Origin of the sequence: Pseudomonas sp. NPDC086566, assembly GCF_050280885.1 — a bacterium.
Taxonomy (GTDB): Bacteria; Pseudomonadota; Gammaproteobacteria; order Pseudomonadales; family Pseudomonadaceae; genus Aquipseudomonas; species Aquipseudomonas vlassakiae.
This window is the reverse complement of the sequence record NZ_JBNNWD010000006.1, coordinates 97,712-123,627: the sequence shown is the minus strand read 5'-3', so window position 1 is coordinate 123,627 and position 25,916 is coordinate 97,712. Positions and strand designations below refer to the sequence as shown.

The following is a 25,916-nucleotide window of genomic DNA, read 5'->3' as shown; positions in this document are numbered from 1 at the left end:
TCTAGCCAAACCGCGACGTGGATGCATGGTTGGCTGACCAGCGCTTTGCGTTTAGTTGACCCGGATGGCGCAATCGAAGGTCTGTACCGGGCGCACTTCCGGCGCCCAGGGCTGCTGGTAGACCAGCACCAGGTGCCCTTCACCGGCGGCGCGGGCCTGGTAACGCCAGGTCGAAATGCCCGAGCTGCCGACGATACCGGCGTCCTCGGGGGCGCTGTAGACCTCGGGGCCGAGGCTTTGCAGCACGTTCGAGGCCGGGTTCTGTACCAGCCAGCGGTAGCCGGTGGTGGGGTTGCTGGGCAGCGTCAGGGTGAGGCTCTGGCCGACCTGCAGGCGCTTGGGGCATTCGCTTTCGGCGTCCAGTTCGACGGTTTGCTTGGGCTGTTGGGCGCAGGCGGCGAGCAGGGCGAGGCTCAGGGGAACGAGCAGACGAGGGGTGGTCATGGTGGCTCCGGAGGCTGGCGATGGCCTGAGGATACCCGATGAACGAGGGATTTTGTGTTGCCAGTGCCGGCCTCTTCGCGGCTAAAACCGCTCCCTCAGGGACAACACAGCGCTTGAAAACTGTGATTTCCCTGTGGGAGCGGCTTTAGCCGCGAAGGGGCCGGTACAGGTCAGAACAGCACTTTGGCGACGTCAGCGAAGCGCTTGGCGAAATGCACGGTCAGGCCTTCGCGCAGGTAGTCCGGCAGTTCTTCGAAATCGCCGCGGTTCGGCTCCGGCAGGATCAGCTCGAAGATCTTCTGCCGCCGCGCTGCGATCACCTTCTCGCGCACGCCACCGATCGGCAGCACCTGGCCGGTGAGGGTGAGCTCGCCGGTCATGGCCACGCCTCTCTTCGGCGCCTGGTCGCGGGCCAGCGACAACAGCGCGCTGGCCATGGTGATGCCGGCGCTCGGGCCATCCTTCGGCGTCGCACCTTCGGGCACATGCAGGTGAATGAACGCTTCGTTGAAGAAGCCGGGGTCACCGCCGAACTGCTTAAGGTTGGAACTGACATAGCTGTAGGCGATTTCTGCGGATTCTTTCATCACATCACCCAGCTTGCCGGTGAGCTTGAAGCCGCGGTTCAGGGTGTGGATACGCGTCGCCTCGATCGGCAGGGTCGCACCGCCCATGCTGGTCCAGGCAAGGCCGGTGATCACACCTTTGCCAGCCAATACCTGCTCGCTGCGGAACACCGGCATGCCCAGGGCGGCCTCCAGGTCCTTGTTGCCGATCTTGAGCTTGGCGTCCGGGTCGTCCAGCAGCTTGACCACGGCCTTGCGCACCAGCTTGCCCAGCTGTTTCTCCAACTGGCGCACGCCAGCTTCCCGGGCATAGCCCTCGATCACCGTGCGCAGGGCGCTGTCGCTGATGCTCAGGCTGGTCTTGGCCACACCGGCCTTTTCCAGCTGCTTGGGCCACAGGTGGCGCTTGGCAATGGCCATCTTCTCTTCGGTAATGTAGCCGGACAGGCGGATCACTTCCATGCGGTCGAGCAGCGGCCCGGGGATCGAGTCGAGGGTGTTGGCTGTGCACACGAACAGCACCTTGGACAGGTCCAGGCGCAGGTCGAGGTAATGGTCGAGGAAATCGACGTTCTGCTCCGGGTCGAGGGTTTCCAGCAGCGCCGAGGCGGGGTCGCCCTGGTAGCTCTGGCCCATCTTGTCGATCTCGTCGAGCATGATCACCGGGTTCATCACCTCGACGTCCTTCAGCGCCTGCACCAGCTTGCCCGGCTGGGCGCCGATGTAGGTGCGGCGATGGCCCTTGATCTCGGCCTCGTCGCGCATGCCACCGACGCTGAAGCGGTAGAACGGCCGGCCGAGGGATTCGGCGATGGACTTGCCGATGCTGGTCTTGCCCACCCCGGGCGGGCCCACCAGCAGCACGATCGAGCCGCTGATCTCGCCTTTCCAGGCGCCAACGGCGAGGAATTCGAGGATGCGCTCCTTGATGTCGTCCAGGCCGGCATGGTGCTGGTCGAGCACCTTGCGCGCATGCTTGAGGTCGAGTTTGTCCTTGCCGTACAGCCCCCAGGGCAGCGCGGTGGCCCATTCCAGGTAATTGCGCGTGACCGCGTATTCGGGCGAACCGGTCTCGAGGATGGCCAGCTTGCCCATCTCTTCGTCGATGCGCTTTTTCGCCTGCTCGGGCAGGGTCTTGCCGACAAGGCGCTGCTCGAACTGCTCGAGGTCGGCGCTGCGGTCGTCCTTGGTAAGGCCCAGCTCCTGCTGGATGACCTTGAGCTGTTCCTTGAGGAAGAATTCACGCTGGTGCTCGCCGATCTGCCGGTTGACCTCGGCGGAAATCTCGTTCTGCAGGCGCGCCACCTCCACTTCCTTGCGCAACATCGGCAAGACCTTTTCCATGCGCTTGAGCATGGGCACGCAGTCGAGCACTTCCTGCAGCTGGTTGCCGGTGGCGGAGGTGAGTGCGGCGGCAAAGTCGGTGAGTGGCGACGGGTCGTTGGGGCTGAAGCGGTTGAGGTAGTTCTTGAGCTCTTCGCTGTACAGCGGGTTGAGCGGCAGCAGCTCCTTGATCGCGTTGATCAGTGCCATGCCGTAGGCCTTGACCTCGTCGGTCGGTTCGGCTGGCTGGCGCGGGTATTCGAGCTCGACCAGGTACGGCGGGCGATGGTGCTTGAGCCAGGTGCGGATGCGCACCCGGGTCAGCCCCTGGGCGACGAACTGCAACTTGCCGTTTTCGCGGCTGGCGTGATGCACCTTGACCAGGGTGCCGTATTCCGGCAGGGCCGAGGTGTCGAAATGGCGGTGGTCTTCCGGCGGGGTGTCCATGAAGAACAGTGCCAGCGAATGGTGTTCGGTCTTGGCCACCAGATCGAGGGTTTCGGCCCAGGGTTCTTCATTGACGATCACCGGCAGCACTTGTGCGGGGAAGAACGGGCGGTTGTGGATCGGGATCACGTAGACCTTGTCCGGCAACTGCTGGCCGGGCAGGGCGAGGGCGTGGCCGATATCGGCCTTGGCGTCAGGCTGTTCGATTGCGCTGTGTTCGTCGGGTTGTTCCGGGAAATCCTGCTGGTCGCTCATGGGGCACCTGCGTGAATGACTATGGTGCTTAGATGGGGCGGGGGGGAATGGGTTTCAAGCTTCACGCTTCAAGCTTCACGCGGCAAAAAAAAGCGGGGCCATGCAGGCCCCGCTTTCTCTAGTAGCTTGCAGCTGCCGCTTGAAGCTTAGTCAGCCAATTTGTAAGCGATGATGTAATCGCCCATCTTGGTGCCCAGCGAGCCATGCCCGCCGGCGACAATCAGCACGTACTGCTTGCCGTCCTTGCCTGTATAGGTCATCGGTGTGGCCTGGCCACCCGCTGGCAGGCGCGCCTTCCACAGTTCCTTGCCGTTGTTCACGTCATAGGCGCGCAGGTACTGGTCGAGGGTGCCACTGAGGAAGCCGACGCCACCGGCGGTGACGATCGAACCGCCCATGCTGGGTACGCCCACCGGCATGCCGATCGGCACCGGGGTGCTGTCACGGGTAGTGCCGTTCTTGCGCTTCCATACCACCTTGTTGGTGAACAGGTCGATGGCCGCCACGTAGCCCCAGGCCGGCGCCTGGCAAGGGATGCCGATTGGCGACATGAACGGGTGCATGGTCACTGCGTAGGGCGCGCCGGTATTCGGCTGCACACCGCTGGTCTCGCTTTCGCGCTTGCTCCCGGCAGCCACCTGTTCACGCGGCACCATCTTCGACACGAAGGCCATGTAGTTGGGCGAGGTGAACAGCAGCTGGCGTACCGGGTCGACCGACACGCTGCCCCAGTTGAACACACCAACGTTGCCTGGGTAGACCAGGCTGCCCTGTTCGGACGGCGGGGTGTACTGGCCTTCGTAGCGCAGCTCGCGGAACTGGATGCGGCACAGCATCTGGTCGAACGGGGTGGCGCCCCACATGGCCTGCTCGGTCAGCTCAGGGCCAAGCAGGTTGAGGTCGGAGCGGGCCTGTGTCGGTGCAGTGTGGTCACCCTTGACCGCGCCTTGCGGAACCGGGATCTCGCGAATCGGCACGATCGGCGTGCCGTCGCGGCGGTCGAGCACGTACAGGCTGCCCTGCTTGGTCGGCACGATGATCGCTGGCTTGATGTCATCCTTGGTCTTGAGGTGCACCAGGGTCGGCTGGCTGCCGACGTCCATGTCCCACAGGTCGTGGTGGGTGAACTGGTAGTTCCAGCGTGCCTTGCCGGTGGCAAGATCCAGGGCAACCACGCCGGCACTGTACTTCTCGGCGCCTGGGGTGCGGTCAGCGCCCCACTGGTCAGGGGTCTGGTTGCCCAGCGGCAGGTAGACCATGCCCAGGTCCTCGTCGACGCTGGCCAGCGACCACATGTTGGCCGAGTTGCGGCTGTACATCTTGCCGGGGGCCAGTGGCTTGGTGTCGTCCGGGTTGTTGCTGTCCCAGTTCCATACCAGGCGGCCATCGTGCACGTCGTAGGCGCGGATCACCCCGGACGGTTCGTTGGTCGACTCGTTGTCGGTCACATGGCCACCGATGATCACCAGGCTGCGGGTGATCGCCACGGGCGAGGTGGAGTAGTAGCCGCCCGCGGTGAACGGGCCGATACCGGTGGTCAGGTCGATCGCACCCTGGTTGGCGAAGCCTTCGCAGACCTTGCCGTTGTCGGCGTTGATGGCGATCAGGCGGGCGTCGGCGGTCGGCAGGTAGAGGCGGCGCGGGCAGGCCTGAGCCACGGCCTGGCCGGCGTCGGACACCTTCGGTGCCGGGCTGCCGTCGCGGCTGACGTAGCTGTTCTCGTCATAGTACGAGACGCCGCGGCAGGTCATGTGGGCGAAGCCCTTGAAGGTGCCGACCGGGGTCTTGATCTGCGGGTCGTAGCGCCAGATTTCAGCGCCGGTGTCCGGGTCCAGGGCCAGCACCTTGCTGTGGGCGGTGCAGGCATAGAGCATGCCGTTGGCTTTCAGCGGGGTGTTTTCGTTGGTCAGTTCGACCGGGTCGTTGTCGGTCGGCAGGTCACCGGTGCGGATGCGCCAGGCCTCTTCCAGGCGATAGGCGTTCTGCGGCGTGATCTGGCGCAGCGGCGAATAGCGGTCGCCGTGCTCGGTGCGGCCATAGGCCTGCCAGTCGCCATCCGGCATGGCCGGTGCGGCGCTGCCCATTTCGCTGTTGTCGCGGCCGAGTTCGCCAAACACTTCACCCGGGTGTGTGAACTGGCTGCCCAGGGCACAGGCGCCCGAAGCCAGCACGGCGATGCTCAGCAGCGCGGTGTTGGCCTTGGCAGCAGGGCCGGTCAGCGGACGGCGTGCCCATGGCAGCAGCAGCACCACGCCGATGGCGAACCAGATGGCCAGGCGCGGCACCAGTTGCCACCAGTCCAGGCCCACTTCAAGCATGGCCCATACCGTACTGCCCAGCAGCACCAGGCCATAAAGGCCCAGGGCGAGGCGGCGCTTGGCCAGCAGCAGGGCACCCGACACGGCGAAGCCAATACCGGCAATCAGGTAGTACAGCGATCCGCCCAGCTGGCTCAGCTTGATGCCGCCGGCCAGCAGGGCCAGGCCCATCAGCAACAGCAGCACGCCCATCAGGCGTGGTAGCCAGCGGGTTCCTTGGTTGGCACTGTCAGTGCTCATCTTAGGTTCTCCGTTATAGGAAGGTGGTCAGAAAGTGCTTTGGATCTTCAGGCCGCCGATCAGCGCGCTGTCGACCTGCGACACCCCGCCCGGATGGCGGATGTATTGCAGGTTCGGGCGTACCGTGAGCCAGTCGGCCAGGTGAATGCCGTAATAGAGTTCTGCGCTGTATTCGGTGTCTTGCACCGGTAGGTAACCGGGGTTGTCATAGTCGTCGAGCCCGGCCACCTGATTGGCCAGGCGGGCGTTCTTGCGGTAGGCCGGGTTAGCGTGCACGCGGGCAAGGGCGAAGCCGATGTCGTCCTTGGCGCGGGCGTCGAAGGGGCCTTTGTAAACCAGTCCTGCCTGAACATAGTTGTCGATGACATTGGTCTTCTTGTCGTGCACCGTGGCGTTGGCGAACAGGCTCAGGCCGCGCGACTGGTCGGACGCCAGCGAGGTGACCTGCTGCTGGGCGCCGAGCCACCAGCCGTGCTTGCTCGAGCTGCTGCGGTAGGCGGCGCCACTGATGGCAGCCGGCTGGCCGTTACTGTCCTTGAGAACATCCTGTGCCTTGGCATTACTGTAGTAGTAGCCGACGCGATATTCCCCTTTAAGGTCTTGGAAGCGTGGGCTCCATACCAGTTCAATCGGCATCACCGCACCTTGGGTGCCGCTGCCGCTGAGCTTGAAGCCATTGCCCGATTCGAGGTTGGACGGGTTCTGCTCGTACACCCCGACCTGGGCGTACAACTCAGGTGAAAGGTTGTAGCGCACGCGCATGGCCCACTGGCTGACCGGCCAGTTGTACCAGATGCCGCCGACCCAGTTGCCTACCTGCGAGCCACAGAAGGCCAGGTTCTGGAAGTCGCACGGGAAGCTGTTGAAATCCTCGCCTTCGCCGAAACGGCCGACTTTCACGTCCAGGGCTCCGTCGAAGTATTTCTGCTTGATCCACATCTGCGTCAGTCGCCAGGTTTCGCCACGGCCCCAGACCTCCTGAGCCGAGGTGAATCCGCCGACCCGCGGGTCGTTGATGCGGTCATTGCTGATGTTATCGCCGTGGCGTTCAGTGACGGTCAGCTGCAGTTCGGTGTCGTTCCAGCCGAGGATCTTCTCCAGGTCCAGATGGCTGCCAAAGGTGAACTGGTCGCTGTAGCGGGCCGTGCGGTCGTGGTCGTAGCCGCCGTGCAGGTTGCTGCCCATCTCGCCGGTGTAGCCGAGGGTGAAGTCGTAGCCTTTTTCCAGCAGCTCGCTGCGAGTGCCACCCCAGTCGCCGAACATCCACGGGGAGTCCTTGGCGAAGGGTTCGCTGGCGCTGGCCGTGCTCGGCAGGGCGGCGGTGAAAGCGATGAGAGCGAAGCCGGTGTAGCGGGTTTTGGGCGGTTGGAACATGAGATAGCGCTATCTTTTTGATTGTTGAGCAAACGGCAAGCGCACCGAGGAGCGTGCTCTTCGATGTATTTGGCAATTGGGAATGCTGGGTGAAGCGATTCAGCTTGCGGCCGGGAGGATATAGGGGAAGTTGTAAGAAAAAAAGACAAATTGTCGCAGTTGATTGTTGCTGATCCAGTAACAGTCTTGGAATAAATGGGGCTGCAAAGCAGCCCCAGCGATTTCAGAAAGTGGTGCGCAACCCGACTTCCACACTGCGCCCCGGCGCAGGGGCAATATCCCGCAGGATGGAGCTCGCATAGCGCACGGTCTGGTCGGTCAGGTTCTCCCCCCGCACGAAGGCCAGCCACTGGCTCTGGCCGATATCGAAGCGGTAACCGACGCTGGCGCCGAGCGTAGTGTAGCCATCGGTACTGGTCTCGTTATCAGGCTTGCGATGCTGCGATGCGGCATGCTGCACATCGACCCGCGCCTGCCAGCGGTCCCGTTCCCATACCAGCCCACTGTTCAGCCGCAAGGGGGCAATACGCGGCAATGGCTCGCCGCTATCAAGGTTCTTGGCCCGGGTGTAGTCGCCGGACAGCTCCAGCGCGAAGCTGCCATAGCGGTTCTCCAGCAGTTTCCAGCGATCCTGTGCCTCGATGCCATAGAAGCGCGCACGGACACCCTCGTAACGGTACTCGGGGAGCCCGTCATGGTCATGATCTTGGTCGTGATCATCCTCGTCATGGTCATGGCCTTCACGCAGGTTGCCGGTGCCGATCAGCCCGATGTAGTTGCGGAAGTGGCTGTAGAACACGCCGACGCTGCCCTTGTGGGTGCCATTGTCGAAGCGCAGGGCCAGGTCGCTGGAAATGGCCTTTTCCTTGTTCAGGCTGGCATCGCCGACTTCGAATGCGCCGGTGGCCACATGGGCACCATTGGCGTACAGCTCATAGAAGGTCGGCGCGCGCTCGGTGTAGCTGAGGTTGGCCGCCAGCGACCAGATCGGGTCGAGCTGGTACACCGCGCCCGAGGACAGGCTGAAGGCGTTGAAACTGCTGGCGCTGTCGGCATCGACGAAGTTCTCGTTACCTTTGGCGTCAGGGTCGACCCGGGTGTGTTCCATGCGCGCGCCCAGGCTCAGGTTGAGGCGCTCGGTGGCCTGCCATTGTTCGAGCATGAACAACGCCAGGCTGTCGGTGTCGGTGTGCGGGACGAAGGCTTCCTCGCCCAGTGCCGAGAACTCGTTGCGACTGACCTGCGCACCGATTACGCCTTCAAGCGGGCCGAGCGGCTGATGACGCGCTTCGATACGGGCTTCGTAGCCTTTGTTCTTGAAGGTGGTATGCACCTCGCCTTCTTCAATCTCGCTGTGCGCGTAGTCGGTGTAACCGGCATCGACCTTGACCGAGCTGAACGGACCGTCCAGGTCACGCAGTTCCGAGGCAAAGGCGTAGTGGTCTTGCTTCATGTCCAGGCGCACGCCGGATTCGGCAACCGAACCGTAGTTGCTGTCGTAGCGGCTGTAGGATAGGCCGGCGTAGCCATGCTCCCAGTTGTAGGAACCGCCGATCGCGCCACCCTCCTGGCGGCCGTCGCTGTTTTCCAGGCGGTGGCGGCTGCCCGGTGCGTCGGCGTCACGGACCTTGGCGCTCTGCGCGTAGCCAGGAATGCGCAAGTCGTTGAACTGTCGGCTGTTGGCGTCCAGGTGCAAGGCGAAGGCACCGTCACCGGCTTCCAGCTTGCCGGCGCTGCTGCGGGTGGTGTCGGCGCCGCCGTAGCGCAGTTCGCCGGCACCGTGGATGCCCTCGATCGGTGAATCGGGGATGCGATTGTCAAAGGTGTTGACCACGCCGCCGATGGCATTGCCGCCGTAGAGCAGGGCGGCCGGGCCGCGGACGATCTCCACGCGGTCGACCGTGACCGGGTCCAGTGGTACCGCGTGGTCGTAGGACAGCGATGAAGCATCCAGCGCGCCCACGCCATTGCGCAGAATGCGAATGCGATCGCCATCCAGGCCACGAATCACCGGGCGGCTGGCGCCAGGGCCGAACCAGGTGGAGGCCACGCCGGGTTGCTTGTTCAGGGTTTCACCGAGGCTGCCGTGCTGCTGTTGCAGCAGGTCGTCGCCTTCGAGCACGGTGCTGGGGGCAGCCAGTTGACGATTGCCGAGCGGGTTGGCAGTGATGACTTGGGGTTCCAGTTCCACGGCCTGGCTGGGTGATGAAGCGAGCCACAGGGCGACAGCGAGGGGGGAGAGACGAAGCGGGATGTGCAGCATGGGGATGAGGCGTTCCTTGGCAGATATTTAGTGTTGTTACAATATAACATTTCTATTTCAGCACAGAGGTTTTGCGCCTGGCCAGCGGTTTTTCCGCAAGCACCACACATCCCACCCGCCACTACACTCGTGTAAGGTGCGCATCTTTCCTACGGAGCACTGGCATGAGCACGGCCCAACACAACGCGCTGCACGGCAAGACCCTCGAACAGATCCTCACCGAACTGGTGGCGCACTACCAATGGCAGGGCTTGGCCGAACGCGTTGACGTGCGCTGCTTCAAGAGCAACCCGAGCATCAAGTCGAGCCTGACCTTCCTGCGCAAAACCCCTTGGGCGCGGGAGAAGGTCGAGCAGTTGTACGTGAAGCTGCAGCGTCAGGCCTGACATGCCACGGCGCCCCTGGCTGACGTCGATGGCGTTGCTTGGCTGGTTCGGCCTGGCGGTGCAGGTCTACCTGGTGCTGCTGGCGCGCTGGCAGGAGCAGGCCAGCCTGATCGGCGGACTGATCAATGTGTTCGGTTACTTCACGGTGCTGACCAATACCCTGGTTGCAACCGTGCTCAGCTACGCGGCCTTTGGCCGCGAGTCCACGGCAAAGCGCTTCTTCCTGTCGCCATCGGTGAGTACTGCGGTGGCGGCGAGCATCGTGCTGGTGGCGTCGGCTTACAGCGTGCTGCTACGGCACCTCTGGCAGCCCGAAGGCTGGCAATGGTTGGCGGATGAGCTGCTGCATGATGTGATGCCCGTGCTGTTCGCCTTGTACTGGTGGTTCGAGGTGCCCAAGGGCAGCCTGCGGCTATGGCATCTCGGGGTGTGGGCGCTATACCCGGCGGTGTACTTCGGCTATGCGCTGTGGCGGGGGAGCGAGATTGGCGCGTATGCCTACCCGTTCATCGATGTGGCGAGCCTGGGGTATGGGCAGGTGATGCTCAATGCTCTCGGGGTACTGGCTGGGTTCTGGGGTATTGCTCTGGTCTTGCTGGGGCTGGATCGGTGGCGGGGAAGGTACAGATGGGGGTGACCTGCACCGGCCTCTTCGCGGGGTTACCCGGGAAGAGGCCGGTGCAGAAGACAGCTGATCACTCGTCGTCCGCGGTCCCGTCGGCTCGCCAGTAAGCTGCGGCTTTCAGGGCATCCTCTGCCACACCTTTTTCCAGCAGCAGCGCCTTGGCCTGCCGGGTCAGGGATTTTTCCAGTGCGACCCAGCTGTACAGCTTGCCTTCCGGCAACGCCAGCGCCTCGAGCCGCGCCAGCAGGTCCTCATCGCGCTTTACCCAGATGACTTCCACCTGCGCCGCGCTCGGCAGTGGCTGGCGCTCCTGCTCATCTTCGATCTGGATCACCGCCACCACGCGACGCCCCGCCGGCAGCTCTTCCAGACGCCGGCCAATCGCCGGAATCGCCGTCTCGTCACCCACCAGCAGGTAGCTGTCGAAAATGTCCGGCACCACCATCGATGCCCTGGGCCCGGCGATGTTCAACGTCTGCCCAGGTTCTGCCTGCGCAGCCCAGGTCGAAGCAGGGCCGTCGCCGTGCAGCACGAAGTCGATGTCCAGCTCGTTGGCCACCAGGTCGATACGGCGCGGCGTGTACTCGCGCATGGTCGGCCGGGCGCCGCCGTCACGGCCCAGGTTGCGGGCGTCGATGGCTTGCTGCTGTTCGGCGGTTTCCGCGAACAGCAATTTGATGTGGTCGTCACTGCCCAGGCTGGTGAAGCCCTGCAGCTCGGCGCCGCCCAGGGTGATGCGGCGCATGCGCGGGGTGAGGTCGGTCACCCGCAGCACCTGCAAGCGACGTTGGCGGATTTCGTGGTTGACGCGGTGAATGGTGTCACTCATGAGGATTCTCCCTGACTGGATCGGCTGGCCCGGAGGCAATGGCCTTGGCAGTGTCGTTGAGCAGGTTGCGTACCCGTTCGATTTCGTCCGGTGTCCAGCGGCCGCTGTGCATGTGCAGGGCATGGCGCAAGTTGCCGACCGCTTCGTGGATTTCTGGCGGGCGGTCGTGGCCACGCAAGGCGCGCTTGCTGACTTCGATGCGCATGCGCACGCCATCCAGGGCGACGGCCTGATCGGCCAGTGCGTTTCGGCCGGCAGCGGTGATGGCGTACAGGCGTTTGCTGCCATGCACCTGGCCACTGATCAGTTCGGCTTCTTCGAGGAAATTGAGGGTGGGGTAGATCACCCCGGGGCTCGGCGTGTAATTGCCATCGAACAGGTTCTCGATCTGGCGGATCAGGTCATAGCCGTGGCCCGGTTGTTCGGCCAGCATCGACAGCATCAGCAGCTTGAGGTCACCTGGGGCGAATACCCTCGGGCCACGCTCGCCACGGGCGGGGCGGCGGTCAAAAGGGTCATGTGCGGAGTGGTCACGCATTGAAGGCTCCTGGTGTTTCGATATATCGCAAGATATTACTCAAGATATATCGAAACACAAGCCTCTAAATGCCGATGATTATCATCTACGTCTTAGATGAATCGCTGCCATGCATCGCGACCTGCGGTGGCTTGCATTCGTTCGGGTTGCCCGGCTGCAAGTACGGCATCAGGATCGGCGCCATGCCCTTGAGCACCTGGACGGGCAATGCCGACGTGAACTTGAACGCCTCCGCCGAGCGCCCGGGAACGAAGGCCGTCAGGGTGCCGAAGTGATTGTCGCCGAGGAAGAACACGAACGTAGCGGTACGGTTCAGCGAACGCGAGCCTATCAGCCGGCCGCCGGCACCGAAGCTTTCGATACGGTTGTCGCCGGTACCGGTCTTGCCACCCATCACCAGTGGCGTGCCGTCATTGAGCTTGAAGCTGCCGGAAATACGCCGCGCGGTACCGGCATCGACCACCTGCGACATGGCGCCTTTCAGCGCCCGAGCCACTTCCACCGGCAGGATCCGCACGCCTCGGTCCGGGTCGCTGACCAGCTTGGTTTCGTAGGGTGTATTGGCGGCGAAATGCAGAGTGTCGATACGCAGCGTAGGCAGGCGCACGCCGTCGTTCTGGATGATGCCGACCAGTTCCGAGAGCGCGGCCGGGCGGTCGCCGGAGCTGCCAATGGCGGTGGCCAGCGAGGGCACCAGGTGATCGAACGGGTAGCCCACGCGTTTCCAGCGTTGATGGATGTCGAGGAACGCCTCGATCTCGACCATGGTGCGGATGCGGCTGTCACGGGCACCCTGGTGCCGGCTCTTGAACAGCCAGCTGTAGACTTCCTGGCGCTCGAAACGGCTGGCGTTGACCATTTCGGTGAGCGTGGAGCTCGGGTTCTTCAGCAGGTAGCCCAGCAGCCACAGGTCCAGCGGGTGGACCTTGGCGATGTAGCCCTGGTCGGGCAGGTCGTACTTGCCCGGGCCATAGGCTTCGTACATCTCCGCCAGCTTGCCGTCGGTGAGTTTGCCCAGGGCGATCTTGTCGTCCTTGCTGTGGGCACGGACGAAGGCATTGAAGGTTTCCTGGCCGGCTTCCGGGAACAGGTAACGGTGCACCGCAGCCAGGCGTTGCGGGGTGGCGCGCATGCTGTCGAGGAAGGTGTCCAGGCGCTGTTGCGAGGTTTTGCGCTGGTACTTTTTCCAGAAGCGCATCAAGTAACTGGTGCCTTCCTTGTCGGCGAAGCGGGCCAGGTACTCCTGGCGGCGCGGGTCGGAGTCATCCTTGAGCAGCGGCACGCGGTTGAACGGCTGCTGGTAGGTGACGTAGCGCACCAGGTCGCGCATCAGGCGGATGAACGGCAGGTTGATCGACTCGCGCAGGGCATCCTTGAGGGTCGGGTTGCGGTTGTTGTCTTCCTTGCGGAAGTTGTTGAACACGTGCATGCCGCCACCGGTGAAGAAGGCTTCGCCGGTATTGGCCGAGTACTTGCGCTCCAGCGCCGCGTCGAGCATGGCGTCCAGGCTCTGGTTCTTGCTGTTCTGTGCCAGCCATTCCAGCGACCACTGGGTGATGCGGTCAAGTTCGGCGACTTCGACTTTCTTCAACTCGGCGGCAGGTTTGCCGGCGTACTTGTCGTGCAACTCGGCGATGATCTCCAGATAAGTCGTGAGCACCCGCAGCTTGGCGGTCGAACCCAGTTCCAGTTTGCTGCCTTCGTTGATGTCGAACGGCTGGTTGGTACTGTCGGTTTGTACCCGCACCCGTGAGCCATCGGCCGTGCGTTCGAACAAGGTGAAGCTGTAGCTCACCTGGTCGGTGGTCTTGGTGGTGAGCAGGCGTTCGCCGATCAGGCCCATTTGCGCCGCGAATTCGGGGTCGGCAAGGTTTTTTAGGTACTGGCTGACCTGCAACTGCAAGTCGGCCTGCAGGGTACTGGTCGCGGACACGTCAAGGCGGTCGAGGTCGTACAGCGGGCGGTTGAGCATGGCTGCCAGGCGGTTGCGGGCCAGGCTGATGCCCTTGTTGGTGATGATCGGCACGATGGTCGGCTGGGCAACCCAGTCGCGGTAGACCGCCTTGCTGGCCAGCGCCGCACTGGCCAGTGGTTGCTCGATGATTTTGGCGGCCGCCAGCACGCGGATATGCGCATCGGTGAGTTCGGCCAGTTCGACCCGGCCCTTGGACAGGTAATGCGAAGGGCGGCGCTGGGCGATCATCAGCGACAGCACCTGGCGCAGGGCCAGGCCCCGTGCGGCCATGCTCTCCGGGTCCGTGGCGGTGGAGGTCAGCGCCTGGTTGACCTGGTCGAAATCGGCGCCGTACCACACCCGCAGACCCTCGGCCATGCCATGCACCTCGCCATGCCCGGGCACAGCCGACAGCGGCACGCTGTTGAGGTAGTCACGCACGATCCGGTGGCGCGCTTCGCTGGTGTCGGGGCCGCCCTGGTAGGCCCGCACGCTGGCCGAGATCATCTGGCGAATCTTCTCGGCACCATTGACGGTCAGGCCATCCGGTGAGTGGCGGTACTTCTCCAGCTGGGTGGCCAAGGTACTGCCACCCGCTGACTGGCCAGGCAAGGCCAGGTACTTGGCCACCTGGCTGTACGCGGCCTTGGCAAAGCGCGGCCAGTCCACGGCCGGGTTGTTCTTCACGTCCTTGGTATCGAGCAGGTCGCGGTTCTCGATGAACAGCAGGCTGTTGACCATCACGGGCGGAATGGAGGCGAAATCCGGGTACAGGTGTTGCGGGTAGTTGTACTGGTACAGCGTCTCGCCCCGGCAGTCGGTGATCGACAGGCCGGCCTGGATCTTTTCGATGTACGGCGCGAACAGGCCATGTTCGACATAGCGCATCAGCGCCGGGGAAAACCGCACCTGCTCGCTGATCAGGTAGTCGCGCTTGAGCAGACGTGGCAGGAACTCGCCCAGCCCGCTGTAGCCCAGGCGCTTGTCGAAGGGCCCTTCGCCCGGATAGATGATCGCATCGCTCGGCCCTGGCTGCAGCGAATAGGTGAGGGTCGTGGCCAGCTTGCTGAATTCGCGAGACTGCAGGTTGGAGGTGCGGAACTCGTCGTAGGCAGCGAAACCGATGGCGATCAGTGCCACCAGCAGGATCAGGAAAATCAACCGCCACCAGAGCCTGCGCTGACGTGGGGGCTGCGGTTGTGGCGTCATGGCCGGAGGTGCTTCAGATGCTTCCGTTCTGGTTGGTTCCGATTGCCACAGTGCGCCCATAGTCTTCTATCCGGCCAGGTATCTTCGTCTTGCTTGTCTGAAGCTTAGACGTTGGTGGGAGCAGGTGAAAAATTTGTAGGAAGCCGAGAATAGCGGCGTAGGACTATGCGGCTTTGGTGTGGGTTTATTCCTGTGACGTTGTTGATAGGGTGGTCGTGGACTTGGGGCTGGTGCAACTGCCCCGAAAAACTCGCTGAATTTCCGTGGTTATACAGCGAAAACCCCTGTATCGAAGTTTCTATACTGCTCGGCCCTTCGCCGTGCCGGCCGCTCTAGCCTGGCACACGGGCCGGCCCACGAGGCCAGCCCGGCAAGCCAACGCCACGCCTATCGGCAGGGCCGGTGCTGCACGAAGGACTACTCCAATAACAAAATGAGGTTGTATTGCTATGTCAGTCGGCAACCCTTCTGCCCCTGTCGAGCCCACCGAGGGCGGCCCGCTCAAGCGTGAGCTGGGCGAACGGCACATCCGTTTGATGGCGCTGGGCGCCTGTATCGGCGTCGGACTTTTCCTCGGTTCGGCCAAGGCCATCGAAATGGCCGGTCCTGCGATCATGCTTTCCTACATCATTGGTGGCCTGGCGATCCTGGTGATCATGCGTGCCCTCGGCGAGATGGCGGTGCACAACCCGGTCGCCGGCTCGTTCAGCCGCTATGCCCAAGACTACCTTGGCCCGCTGGCGGGCTTTCTCACCGGCTGGAACTACTGGTTCCTGTGGCTGGTGACCTGCGTTGCGGAAATTACTGCGGTAGCGATCTACATGGGCATCTGGTTCCCTGACGTGCCGCGCTGGATCTGGGCGTTGATGGCGCTGGGCAGCATGGGCGCAGTCAACCTCATCGCGGTCAAGGCGTTCGGCGAGTTCGAGTTCTGGTTCGCCCTGATCAAGATCATCACCATCATTGCCATGGTCCTCGGCGGCATCGGCGTGATCGCGTTTGGTTTCGGCAATGATGGCGTCGCCGTGGGCATCTCCAACCTGTGGAGCAACGGCGGTTTCATGCCTAATGGCGTGACCGGCGTGCTGATGTCGCTGCAGATGGTCATGTTCGCCTACCTCGGCGTGGAAATGATCGGCCTTACCGCTGGCGAAGCACGCAACCCGCAGAAAACCATCCCGCAGGCGATCGGTTCGGTGTTCTGGCGCATCCTGCTGTTCTATGTCGGCGCGCTGTTCGTGATCCTTTCGATCTACCCATGGGACGGCATTGGCAGCCAGGGCAGCCCGTTCGTCATGACCTTCGAGCGTCTGGGTATCAAGACCGCTGCCGGGATCATCAACTTCGTGGTGATTACCGCTGCGCTGTCGTCGTGCAACGGCGGCATCTTCAGTACCGGGCGCATGCTCTACAGCCTGGCGCAGAACGGCCAGGCCCCGGCCGCCTTCGCCCGCACTTCGAAAAGCGGCGTGCCGCGCAATGCACTGCTGCTGTCGATCGGAGCACTGCTGCTGGGCGTGCTGGCCAACTACCTGGTACCGGAAAAGGTGTTCGTCTGGGTGACCTCGATCGCCACCTTCGGCGCGATCTGGACCTGGGTGATGATCCTGCTGGCGCAGATCAAGTTCCGCGCCGGCCTCACCACCGCTGAGCAGAAAGGGCTGAAATTCCGCATGTGGCTGTGGCCGCTGAGCTCCTACCTGGCCCTGGCCTTCCTGGTGCTGGTGGTGGGCCTGATGGCGTACTTCGAGGATACCCGCGTGGCGTTGTATATCGGCCCGGCGTTCCTGGTGCTGCTGACGGTGTTGTACTACGCGTTCCGTCTTGCACCAAAGCAGGAACAGGGCATCGTCAGCCCTGTGTCCTGATGTGAAAAGGGGCTGTCACGCAGCCCCTTGTCCTGCCGCTGCGGGAACCTCCCGGGTCTGCCCCAACTCCCTGTTTCATTTCAACTGGCATTTTTGTCAGTAGTGCGCTTGTCCGGATTCACCTAATTTGGCGCAAGGTCAGAAAGGGTAGGCTCGAACCCGCATGCCACGCAGAATGCCGACATTCCTCAAGTACCTGATCGTGGGCATTTTCAATACCGCTGTCCACGTGGTGGTGTTTGCCGCGATGCAACTGGCGGGCAATGACCAAGCACTCAGCAATCTGGCCGCATTCATCGTAGCGGTGTCCTTTTCGTTCATCGCCAATTCCCGATTGACCTTCAAGGTACCCGTGTCACTCATGCGTTATTGCGTGTTCGTGGCAGGGATGGGCAGCCTCAGTGCGTCACTAGGGTACTTCGCTGACAGCCAGCGTTGGCCACCACCGTTGACCGTCGGGGTGTTCAGCCTGATCAGCCTGCTGCTGGGCTTCCTGTTTTCGCGATGGGTCTTCACGGAGAAGCGCAGATGGATATTTCGCTGATCGTGCCGGTATTTAACGAGGAGCAGGCGATCAGGCCATTCTATGACGCGGTGCGCCAGGCACTTGCCAACCAGACTGATCGGGTCGAGTTGATCTTCATCAATGACGGCAGCCAGGATGGCACGGAAAAACAGATCCGCCAGCTGATCGCGGGTGATCCCGATGTCGCACTCATCGACCTTTCACGCAACTTCGGCAAGGAAGCCGCGCTTTTTGCCGGGCTGGAACAGGCCGGTGGTGATGCCGTCATTCCCATCGACGTCGATCTGCAAGATCCTGTCGAGGTTATTCCCGAGCTGATCGAACAATGGCGGGCAGGCTTCGATGTCGTGCTTGCCAAACGTCGTGACCGTTCCTGCGACAGCTACTTGAAGCGATACACGGCTGCGGGGTTTTACTTGCTGCTGAATCGCATTTCGCAGATTCGCATCGAGGAAAACGTCGGTGATTTTCGTCTGCTCGATCGCAAGGTTGTGGAGGTGATCAAGTCGATGCCCGAACAGCAACTGTTCATGAAGGGCATGTTGTCGTGGCCTGGCTTCAAGACTGCGGTGGTCGAGTACGAGCGCGCTTCGCGTACGGCGGGCAAGAGTCGCTTCAACGCCTGGAAACTGTGGAATCTGGCCCTCGATGGGATCACCTCGTTCAGTACCGTGCCGTTGCGCCTCTGGACCTACGTGGGTGGTGTAGTCGCACTGCTCGCGCTGGCTTCAGCTGCCTGGCAGGTCATTGATAAATGGCTGTTCGGCAACCCGGTACCAGGATATCCCTCATTGATGACCGCTGTCCTTTTCCTGGGGGGTGTACAACTGATCGGCATTGGTGTGCTGGGCGAATACATCGGGCGGATCTACATGGAATCCAAGCATCGACCGCGCTATGTGGTACGGGCCGTGGCGGGTCACCGGTGCAGCCGGCAGGAACGTTCGACGTTCAAGGAGGACTGATGCGTAGCCATGTTGACTGGCGGGCAAGGGTGACAGGCTCGATTGTTGTAGCAGCGATTCTGTCACTGGCACTCGCTGTGCGTCTTTACCAACTTGACGTTCAAGTTGTCTGGTTCGACGAAGCTTACAGCGTATGGTTGGCTCGAATGCCGATAGCCCGAGCAATCTTCTTCACGGCCCAGGACGTTCATCCGCCTTTGTACTATTTGCTTTTGCAATGTCGTTTTGGGTGTAATGACGGTTGCCGTGGGCATGCTACTGGCGCAACGCATAGCTTCGCGACGTATCGCCGCGATGGCGGGGTTATTGTTGGCTATGTTTCCGATTGCTGTTTATTACAGCCAGGAAGCCCGCATGTACGCGCTGCTCGGCTTGCTCATGTTGTCTGCGGCCTACATGTTGGTGTCGTGGGCGCAGCTGCAGTCCAGCAGTTACTTGCTGAGTTATACGCTATTGATGATTGCCGGCTGGTACACCCATTACTTTGCTGCGCTGGGGGCACTTGTCAGCTGGACGTATGTTCTGTTGGCTCGTGCGCCGGGCGGGCGGCGCTTGATCAGCGTGCAGCAGTGGTGGTTTTGCAATCTGGTCATTGTCATCGCGTACCTGCCGTGGCTTCCGACTTTGTATGAGCAGATCCATGAAAATACCGTGATGATGGATTGGATCGCGCCAGTGACGCTGGTCACCATACCGGAGAGTCTCTGGGTTGCATTCATGCTAGGCACGGAGTCGTCGGCTACCGGTGTAATGATGGTGGTTTTCACTGTGTTGGTCATTGCAGTGGCTGCCCGTGTAGTTCGCCAAAACAACGGGCCTCATAAGCCAGGTGCATTGTTGGTCGTCTACTGTTTTGTGCCCATCTGTGTGACATGGCTGTTCTCCTTGGCCTTGCCGTTGTTTGTAGAGCGCTACCTCGTATTTGCATTTCTGGGATTACCCATTCTGCTGGCGATGGCAATGAACGGATTCCGATGGAAATGGCAGCTAGCACTCCTCATCGCCTGCCTGCTGTTTGAGGGGATTGGATTGACGACCCTGTATAACCGCACATTCAACCTGCGGGGCGGCAATCAATGGGTGAACAACCGGCTTGATTACGTCATGGCCCAGGTTGCCGCGCGTTGGCAGGCAGGTGATGCGTTACTGATCGAGGACAGGGGGGGGTGGTCGCTTACGATTGATTTTTACAACAACACCGGCGTGGCGCCGTTGGTTTTCAAGGAGCATGAACCCGATGCTGCCAGCATGTGGTATCCATTGAACCTTGATCAAGTCGTGACCGAACCGCGAACGCTGGCAAGCCAATACAAACGGGTTTGGTGGGTAACCAGCGGTGAAGTCACTGAGATTGAGAAACGGATGCTGCAGGATTGGGTCAAGCTGGAAGAGCTGGACAAGGGCGACTCTCGGGCACTGCTCTTTGCAATGCCCGAGCAATCGGCACGGATCAACTGAGCGCTCAGGCGGCCATCGGCTCGAAGCTGTCCGCCCGGGCCATCTGCCACATGCGCGAATAGAACTGCCCATCGATCTCGCCGGTGAGCAGCTCACCCGGCTTGAGGAACACATGCATCTGCGAGAACAGCTTGATCTCGGTGGCTGACACGCGCCGCACCAGGTGCTTGGCCTCCAGCTGCGCCGGGTGCTCGAGGCCCGCTGCGGCGAGCATCTCGGCCAGCGCACGCAAGGTGTTGTGGTGGAAGTTCAGCACCCGCTGGGCCTTGTCAGGCACCACCAGGGCGCGCTGGCGCAGCGGGTCCTGAGTCGCGACGCCGGTCGGGCACTTGTTGGTATGGCAGCTCTGCGACTGGATGCAGCCGATGGCGAACATGAAGCCGCGCGCCGAGTTGGCCCAGTCGGCGCCGATGGCCAGCACGCTGGCGATGTCGAAGGCGCTGACGATCTTGCCGCTGGCACCGAGCTTGATCTTGTCGCGCAGGTTCAGGCCGACCAGGGTGTTGTGCACGAACAGCAGGCCTTCGCGCAGCGGCACGCCGATGTGGTCGGTGAACTCCACTGGTGCGGCGCCGGTGCCACCTTCCTTGCCATCGACCACGATGAAGTCGGGCAGGATGCCGGTCTCCAGCATGGCCTTGGCGATACCCATGAATTCCCACGGGTGGCCCAGGCAGAACTTGAAGCCTACCGGCTTGCCCCCGGACAGCTCACGCAGCTGGGCGATGAACTGCATCATTTCGATCGGGGTGGAGAAGGCGCTGTGGCGCGAGGGCGAGATGCAGTCCTCGCCCATCAGCACACCACGGGTTTCGGCAATTTCCTCGGTCACCTTGTGCTTGGGCAGGATACCGCCGTGGCCGGGCTTGGCGCCCTGGCTCATCTTGATCTCGATCATCCGCACCTGCGGCGAGCGGGCTTGGGCGGCGAAGCGCTCCGGGTCGAAGCGGCCGTCAGCGGTGCGGCAGCCAAAATAGCCGCTGCCCAGCTCCCACACCAGGTCGCCGCCGTGTTCGCGGTGGTAGGGGCTGATGCTGCCTTCGCCGGTGTCGTGGTGGAAGTTGCCGAGCTTGGCGCCTTTGTTCAGGGCGCGGATGGCGTTGGCACTGAGCGAGCCGAAGCTCATCGCCGAGATATTGAAGATCGACGCCGAATACGGCTGGCTGCACTGCGGCCCACCGACGATGACCCGAAAGCTGGCCGGGTCGGTGAGGGGCGCCGGGCGCATGGAGTGGCCGATGAACTCGAAGCCCGACTCGTAGACGTCGATCAAGGTGCCGAAGGGTTTGTCCGAGGCTTCGTTCTTGGCCCTGGCGTACACCAGCGAGCGCTGGGCGCGGGAGAAGGGCAGGGCGTCGCTGTCGGCTTCCAGCAGGTACTGGCGGATTTCCGGGCGGATGGCCTCGACCAGGTAGCGGATGTTGCCGAGGATCGGGTAGTTGCGGCGCACCGCGTGGCGCTGCTGCAGCAGGTCGAACACGCCGATCAGGCTGAGTACCGCGGTGATCAGGGTGAACGGCCATAGCCATTCGTGATGGAGGAACGGCAGGCTCGCCAGGGTGAACAGTACACAGGCGGTGAAAAAGGCATAACGGCTGAGAAGTGACAGGCTCATACGGGGTCCTTGCGATGGCGCGGTCAGGCTCAGGGCCTGGGGCAAACCCCGACCATAGCCAAGTTGTGTGGCAGTGCAAATCGAAATCGGGGTAGCAAAAATCATTCTCGCCCGGGGAGTACCCCGTTAGGGTTTCAGCGCCTGTGAGATCGAGCGCCGCCCGCGCGGCGCATCGCGGATAAATCCGCTCCTACATTTGTTGCAACGTGCCGAACCTGTTACGCCATGGTCGCCTGCCTTGGCGCATGTCTTGAGTCTTGCAAACCGGCTGACAACCATGGCCTCACAGGCATGGCCACGTTGCAACAAATGTAGGAGCGGATTTATCCGCGATGCGCCGCGCGGGCGGCGCTCGATCTCACAGGCGCTAAAACCCTGTCGGTGTACGCAGCAATTTCTGCTTCCACGCTTCCTGCTCCTGCGCCGTGGCATCCACCAGGTAGCTATACCGCCCAGCCACCCGCACCGCCACCGGCACACCGTCGCGATACAGCAGCCGGTTGCCACCGACAGCAGGCACCTTCGCCCCAGGCAACAACGACCCGATCAGGTTAAGCGGGTCGCTGGCACTTATCACCACCAATTCTGCATCCAGGGTTCGCCGGCGAACCTGGCGCAACAACCCGACCGCCTCCGGCAAGGCGAACTGCTCGCCGGCCAGCCCGGCAATGAAACGCCCGCCGCGAATCTCGCCACGCGCTTCCAGCCGGTGGTAGCAGCGCAGCAGCTCGCGCCAGGGCGGCAGCACATCGCTCTCTCGCTCCAGCAACCGCCAGCAGATCACGCCATAGCGCCGTAGCAGGGCGCGGGCGATGTGCTCCAGGCGCTGGTGCTCGTCTACGTTGCCGCTGCCCCGACGCAACAACGCCCAGCGCCCGGCGTGGGCCATGCTGCTGGACAGCGGCGGGTGGCCGCGGCGGCTGTTGCGCGAGGTGCGCTTGGCAGCCGGGGTAATCAGGCTGCGCAGGCCGGTGAAACTGTCGGCGCCCACCAGGCCGGCACCGACCAGTTCCTGCAGCGCCGTTTCCAGCTCGCTGGGCAGCAGGTGGGCATCAGCGGTCAATTCGTCGAAGAACAACGCCCCCTGGGCCTGCAACGCCTCCAGCACCCGTCGTGCCCGCCCGCCAAGCGCCTCAGGGGCCGGCTCGGGGGCGAGGCTTCGCCACAGGCCCAAGTGCTCACGCGGCAGCAACACCAAAGGCGTGCTCGACAAGGTATTGCTCGCCGCCGTCGCTGCCAGCCGGCTCCAGGCAAACTGCCCACTGCGGCAGGCATCGTCCAGCCAGTGCGGGCTGTAGTCCTTGATCCGTGCGGGCAACAGTTCCGCTTCCCAGGCGCCGGCCGCGCTGGGGAAACCCTGCAACTGGCCCAGCACTTCGGTTACGGCCGCCGGGCCACGCAGGCGCTCGTCAGCAGCGAGGTGCTGCCAGTCGAACAGAAAACGCATGAAATCCTGCAGGCTGACCGGCTCGATCTCCCGACGCAGGCGTTTCACCGTGTAGCGATGGATGCGCGCCAGCAGGTGGCGCTCGCACCATTGCAGGTCCAGCGCCCCAGGGCTGAAGTGGCCACGCAGCACATAGCCTTCGGCTTCCAGGCGGGCCAGCGCCTGCTCGACCTCAGCTGCAGGCTTGCCCAGTGGTGCGCCGATCTGCGCCACGCTCAGCGGGCCGTAGCCGCTCAGGCGGGCGCGTAGCAGTTCGTTCAGTGCGCTGTCCGGGTCGATGGCCTGATCGAAGCCGGGCAGTACGGCCAGCGCAGGCTCCATCCGCGCAGCCGGATACAGCGCTTGCAGCAGGTTCAGGCGCTCGCGCGCCAGCCACAGCTTTTCATCGGTCAGGCGCAGCGCTCGCCCGGCCTTGGCCAGCTGACGCAGCAGCAGGTCCCAGCTGGGGTTGGCCTGGACTTCGTCATGGCTGATGGCGCCCAGGGTCATCAGCGCCTCGTGCATCTCGTCGGCATTGCCCGGCTGCGGCCAGGCCTCGGCCTGCACGGCGCTGATCGCATCGGCGTCCAGCGCGCCGAGGTCATCGCCGTCATGCACCTCATTCCAGCGCCGGTTGAGCACTGCCTGGGTGCGTCGCTCCTCCAGCGGGGCGTCGTCGAGGAAGGCGTAGGGCCGTGCGTTGAGAATGGCCGAGGCCAGCGGCGAGGGCGCTGGCAGGTCGCGGCACAGCAGGCGCACCTGGCCACTTTCCATGCGCCGCAGCAACGCCAGCCAGCCTTCGCTGTCCATGGCCTCGTGCAGGCAGTCATCGAGGGTCTGCTCGACCAGTGGGTGATCAGGGATCTGCCGCTCGCCGACGATGTTCTCCAGGCAGGCGATCTGGTCGGGGAACACCGCAGCGATCAGGTCTTCGCTTTTCATGCGCTGAATCTGCGGCGCCACCTTGCGCCCACCGACGAAACGCGGCAGGGCCATGGCCACGCCGGCATTCCAGCGCCAGCGCACGCCGAACAACGGGGCGTCGAGCACGGCCTGGATGAGGATCTGCTCGGCGCTGCGGCTGTTGAGGTAGCGCCACACTTCATCCAGCTCGAAACTGTGGCTGGTCGACAGCGACAGCACGATGGCGTCCTCGCTGGCCGCGGCCTGCAGCTCGAAATTGAAGGTGCGGCAGAAACGTTTGCGCAGGGCCAGGCCCCAGGCACGGTTGATGCGGCTGCCATAGGGCGAGTGGATGATCAGTTGGGTACCGCCAGACTCGTCGAAGAAGCGCTCCATTACCAAGGTCTGCTGTGAGGGCAGGGCGCCCAGCACTTCGTGGGTGCGGGCGAGGTAGTCGAGCAACTGGCTGGCGCTGGCCTCGTCCAGCTCGAACGTGGTCTGCAGCCACTGCTGAACCGCAGCAAGGTCGCCATCGTTCAGCACCAGCTGTTCATCGATGCGCGCCTGCAGGCGGGCGACCGCAGCGGACAGTTCATCGCTGCGCCCCGGTGCTTCGCCAAGCCAGAACGGAATGGTTGGCGGCAGGCCTTGGGCGTCCTCGACCCGGACCCGGCCAGGCTCGACCCTCAGGATGCGGTAGGACGCGTTGCCCAGCTGGAAGATATCGCCTGCGATGCTTTCCACGGCGAAGTCTTCGTTGACGCTGCCGATGTTCAGCGCCTGTGGCTCAAGCAGCACCGCGTAGTCGGCGTTGTCGGGAATGGTGCCGCCGCTGGTCAGCGCCGTCAGCTGGCTGCCTCGGCGGCCGCGCAAGGTGCCGCTGACTGCATCACGATGAAGATACGCGCTGCGGATGCCCTGGCGGCCGTTGTAGCCTTCGGCGAGCATGCGCAGCAGCGCCTGGTAATGCCTTGGGTCCAGTTCTGCGTAGGGCGTTGCCTGGCGCAGGCAGTCGAACAACGCCTGTTCCTGCCAGGCCTGGTTGCTGACTTCGGCGACGATCTGCTGGGCCAGCACATCCAGGGGGGCCTTGGGGATATGCAATTCGTCGAGTTCGCCAAGGCGGATGCAGTCGAGCAACGCCACGCATTCGATCAGATCATCCCGTGAGGTCGCGAACAGCCGTCCTTTGGGAACGCCATCGACCTGGTGCCCGGAGCGCCCGACGCGCTGCAAGAAGGCGGCGATCGAGCCGGGCGATTCGATCTGGCAGACCAGGTCGACATCGCCGATGTCGATGCCCAGCTCCAGCGAGGCGGTGGCAACCAGCACTTGCAGCTGGCCGTTCTTCAGGCGCTGTTCGGCGTCCAGGCGCAATTCCTTGGCCAGGCTGCCATGGTGCGCGGCCACGGCCGTTTTGCCCAGGCGGTCGCTGAGGTGGCGGGTGATGCGTTCGGCCAGGCGCCGGGTGTTGACGAATACCAGTGTGGTGCGATGTGCGTGGGCCAAGGCAGCCAGGCGGTCATAGACCAGGCCCCAGACGTCGGTGGCCATGACCGCGCCGAGCGGCACCGGGGGCACTTCGATGGCGAGGTCGCGCTGGCGCGCGTGGCCAACGTCGATGATCGCGCATGGGCGATGGCGGCCGACCAGGAACTGCGCCACGCGCTCCACCGGGCGTTGGGTGGCAGACAGGCCGATGCGTCGCAGTGGGCGCCCGCACAAGGCCTGCAGGCGCTCCAGGGTCAGCGCCAGGTGAGCGCCGCGCTTGTTGCCGGCCAGGGCGTGGATCTCGTCGACGATCACCGTGTGCACGCTGGCCAGGCCTTCGCGGCCGGAAGCCGAGCCCATCAGTACGTACAGCGACTCGGGTGTGGTCACCAGGATATGCGGTGCCCGTTTGCGCATCGCCGTGCGTTCCTTCTGCGGCGTATCGCCAGTGCGCACGGCGGTGGTGATGCTTGGAGCTTCCAGGCCCTGATCCTGGAGCGCCTGGCTGATGCCTTCGAGCGGGGCCTGCAGGTTCAGGCGGATATCGTTGGACAGCGCCTTGAGAGGCGAGACGTAGATGACCTGGGTGTGGGCAGGCAGCTCGCCGCCACGCTCAAGCCCCTCGCGGAACAGTTCGTCGAGCACCGCCAGGAAGGCGCTCAAGGTCTTGCCCGAACCGGTCGGCGCGGCGAGCAGCAGCGATTGGCCGCCATGGATCAGCGGCCAGGCACGGGCCTGGGCATCGGTGACCTTGGTGAAGTGGCTACGGAACCAGGTGGCGACGGCCGGGTGGAACAGTTCGAGCACCGGGTGCTGGTGGGCTGGCAGGTTCATGCGTCCGTTATGGCGGGTGATGGTCGGGTTGGCAAGGGGCCGTTCGTCGTGGAACTTCT

16 protein-coding genes are annotated in these 25,916 nt (G+C 63.2%); 6 read left to right on the top strand and 10 right to left on the bottom strand.

Annotation, left to right across the window (positions count from 1 at the left end):
- Positions 1–51: 51 nt before the first annotated feature.
- The 5 genes from ACQKPS_RS15390 to ACQKPS_RS15370 all read right to left on the bottom strand — a co-directional run bounded on the left by ACQKPS_RS15390 (position 52) and on the right by ACQKPS_RS15370 (position 9,230).
- Complete coding sequence (locus ACQKPS_RS15390; protein ID WP_283723765.1) at positions 52–444, bottom strand: protease inhibitor I42 family protein; 393 nt, start codon at positions 442–444, stop codon at positions 52–54.
- A 170-nt stretch (positions 445–614) separates the two neighbouring features.
- Positions 615–3,035 carry an endopeptidase La gene (lon, locus tag ACQKPS_RS15385; RefSeq protein WP_254481211.1) on the bottom strand — a complete coding sequence of 807 codons (2,421 nt, stop codon included), beginning with the start codon at positions 3,033–3,035 and terminating at the stop codon, positions 615–617.
- 146 nt (positions 3,036–3,181) lie between these two features.
- Positions 3,182–5,593 (bottom strand): glucose/quinate/shikimate family membrane-bound PQQ-dependent dehydrogenase, encoded by a 2,412-nt coding sequence (locus ACQKPS_RS15380; protein WP_254481210.1) that lies wholly within the window; start codon positions 5,591–5,593, stop codon positions 3,182–3,184.
- A gap of 27 nt (positions 5,594–5,620) precedes the next feature.
- Positions 5,621–6,967 carry a carbohydrate porin gene (locus tag ACQKPS_RS15375; protein ID WP_427604726.1) on the bottom strand — a complete coding sequence of 449 codons (1,347 nt, stop codon included), beginning with the start codon at positions 6,965–6,967 and terminating at the stop codon, positions 5,621–5,623.
- A 223-nt stretch (positions 6,968–7,190) separates the two neighbouring features.
- Positions 7,191–9,230: a TonB-dependent receptor gene (locus ACQKPS_RS15370; protein WP_254481208.1), complete on the bottom strand. Its 2,040-nt coding sequence runs from the start codon at positions 9,228–9,230 to the stop codon at positions 7,191–7,193.
- 164 nt (positions 9,231–9,394) lie between these two features.
- Here ACQKPS_RS15370 and ACQKPS_RS15365 point away from each other — a divergent pair, with 164 nt between their 5' ends.
- On the top strand, positions 9,395–9,616 hold the full coding sequence (locus ACQKPS_RS15365; protein WP_023378991.1) for a VF530 family DNA-binding protein: 222 nt from the start codon (positions 9,395–9,397) through the stop codon (positions 9,614–9,616).
- A gap of 1 nt (position 9,617) precedes the next feature.
- Complete coding sequence (locus tag ACQKPS_RS15360) at positions 9,618–10,253, top strand: Pr6Pr family membrane protein (RefSeq protein WP_254481207.1); 636 nt, start codon at positions 9,618–9,620, stop codon at positions 10,251–10,253.
- A 58-nt stretch (positions 10,254–10,311) separates the two neighbouring features.
- On the opposite strand, the gene ACQKPS_RS15355 is transcribed toward ACQKPS_RS15360, so the two are convergent.
- The 3 genes from ACQKPS_RS15355 to ACQKPS_RS15345 all read right to left on the bottom strand — a co-directional run bounded on the left by ACQKPS_RS15355 (position 10,312) and on the right by ACQKPS_RS15345 (position 14,831).
- Positions 10,312–11,070 (bottom strand): siderophore-interacting protein, encoded by a 759-nt coding sequence (locus ACQKPS_RS15355; protein ID WP_254481206.1) that lies wholly within the window; start codon positions 11,068–11,070, stop codon positions 10,312–10,314.
- Positions 11,063–11,608: a PadR family transcriptional regulator gene (locus ACQKPS_RS15350; protein ID WP_254481205.1), complete on the bottom strand. Its 546-nt coding sequence runs from the start codon at positions 11,606–11,608 to the stop codon at positions 11,063–11,065. The genes ACQKPS_RS15355 and ACQKPS_RS15350 overlap by 8 nt, the downstream gene beginning before the upstream one ends.
- A gap of 85 nt (positions 11,609–11,693) precedes the next feature.
- The gene (locus tag ACQKPS_RS15345; RefSeq protein WP_254481204.1) at positions 11,694–14,831 is read right to left on the bottom strand and encodes a transglycosylase domain-containing protein; all 3,138 of its coding nucleotides are present in this window, start codon (positions 14,829–14,831) and stop codon (positions 11,694–11,696) included.
- A 389-nt stretch (positions 14,832–15,220) separates the two neighbouring features.
- On the opposite strand from ACQKPS_RS15345, the gene ACQKPS_RS15340 reads away from it, so the two are divergent.
- The 4 genes from ACQKPS_RS15340 to ACQKPS_RS15325 all read left to right on the top strand — a co-directional run bounded on the left by ACQKPS_RS15340 (position 15,221) and on the right by ACQKPS_RS15325 (position 19,588).
- A complete protein-coding gene (locus ACQKPS_RS15340) occupies positions 15,221–16,639 on the top strand; it encodes an amino acid permease (RefSeq protein WP_427604722.1) in 1,419 nt (472 codons plus the stop codon).
- 175 nt (positions 16,640–16,814) lie between these two features.
- Positions 16,815–17,183 carry a GtrA family protein gene (locus ACQKPS_RS15335; protein WP_313202601.1) on the top strand — a complete coding sequence of 123 codons (369 nt, stop codon included), beginning with the start codon at positions 16,815–16,817 and terminating at the stop codon, positions 17,181–17,183.
- Complete coding sequence (locus ACQKPS_RS15330) at positions 17,168–18,130, top strand: glycosyltransferase family 2 protein (protein ID WP_254481201.1); 963 nt, start codon at positions 17,168–17,170, stop codon at positions 18,128–18,130. The genes ACQKPS_RS15335 and ACQKPS_RS15330 overlap by 16 nt, the downstream gene beginning before the upstream one ends.
- Before the next feature lie 246 nt (positions 18,131–18,376).
- Positions 18,377–19,588, top strand: coding sequence for a glycosyltransferase family 39 protein (locus ACQKPS_RS15325; RefSeq protein WP_427604720.1), 1,212 nt, complete (start codon positions 18,377–18,379; stop codon positions 19,586–19,588).
- Between the two features lie 4 nt (positions 19,589–19,592).
- Here ACQKPS_RS15325 and ACQKPS_RS15320 read toward each other — a convergent pair whose 3' ends face one another.
- Together ACQKPS_RS15320 and ACQKPS_RS15315 are read right to left on the bottom strand one after the other, a co-directional pair.
- Complete coding sequence (locus ACQKPS_RS15320; RefSeq protein ID WP_254481199.1) at positions 19,593–21,203, bottom strand: FMN-binding glutamate synthase family protein; 1,611 nt, start codon at positions 21,201–21,203, stop codon at positions 19,593–19,595.
- Between the two features lie 367 nt (positions 21,204–21,570).
- The gene (locus ACQKPS_RS15315; RefSeq protein WP_427604718.1) at positions 21,571–25,857 is read right to left on the bottom strand and encodes a DEAD/DEAH box helicase; all 4,287 of its coding nucleotides are present in this window, start codon (positions 25,855–25,857) and stop codon (positions 21,571–21,573) included.
- Positions 25,858–25,916 lie beyond the last annotated feature (59 nt).

Bases quoted from the DNA above. Each gene is read 5' to 3' on its own strand.
- lon (WP_254481211.1), bottom strand. From the start codon at position 3,035: ATGAGCGACCAGCAGGATTTCCCGGAACAACCCGACGAACACAGCGCA.
- ACQKPS_RS15370 (WP_254481208.1), bottom strand. From the start codon at position 9,230: ATGCTGCACATCCCGCTTCGTCTCTCCCCCCTCGCTGTCGCCCTGTGG.
- ACQKPS_RS15335 (WP_313202601.1), top strand. From the start codon at position 16,815: ATGCCGACATTCCTCAAGTACCTGATCGTGGGCATTTTCAATACCGCT.
- ACQKPS_RS15365 (WP_023378991.1), top strand. From the start codon at position 9,395: ATGAGCACGGCCCAACACAACGCGCTGCACGGCAAGACCCTCGAACAG.
- ACQKPS_RS15375 (WP_427604726.1), bottom strand. From the start codon at position 6,967: ATGTTCCAACCGCCCAAAACCCGCTACACCGGCTTCGCTCTCATCGCT.
- ACQKPS_RS15380 (WP_254481210.1), bottom strand. From the start codon at position 5,593: ATGAGCACTGACAGTGCCAACCAAGGAACCCGCTGGCTACCACGCCTG.
- ACQKPS_RS15390 (WP_283723765.1), bottom strand. From the start codon at position 444: ATGACCACCCCTCGTCTGCTCGTTCCCCTGAGCCTCGCCCTGCTCGCC.
- ACQKPS_RS15360 (WP_254481207.1), top strand. From the start codon at position 9,618: ATGCCACGGCGCCCCTGGCTGACGTCGATGGCGTTGCTTGGCTGGTTC.
- ACQKPS_RS15315 (WP_427604718.1), bottom strand. From the start codon at position 25,857: ATGAACCTGCCAGCCCACCAGCACCCGGTGCTCGAACTGTTCCACCCG.
- ACQKPS_RS15340 (WP_427604722.1), top strand. From the start codon at position 15,221: ATGTCAGTCGGCAACCCTTCTGCCCCTGTCGAGCCCACCGAGGGCGGC.
- ACQKPS_RS15320 (WP_254481199.1), bottom strand. From the start codon at position 21,203: ATGAGCCTGTCACTTCTCAGCCGTTATGCCTTTTTCACCGCCTGTGTA.
- ACQKPS_RS15355 (WP_254481206.1), bottom strand. From the start codon at position 11,070: ATGAGTGACACCATTCACCGCGTCAACCACGAAATCCGCCAACGTCGC.
- ACQKPS_RS15345 (WP_254481204.1), bottom strand. From the start codon at position 14,831: ATGGGCGCACTGTGGCAATCGGAACCAACCAGAACGGAAGCATCTGAA.
- ACQKPS_RS15330 (WP_254481201.1), top strand. From the start codon at position 17,168: ATGGATATTTCGCTGATCGTGCCGGTATTTAACGAGGAGCAGGCGATC.
- ACQKPS_RS15350 (WP_254481205.1), bottom strand. From the start codon at position 11,608: ATGCGTGACCACTCCGCACATGACCCTTTTGACCGCCGCCCCGCCCGT.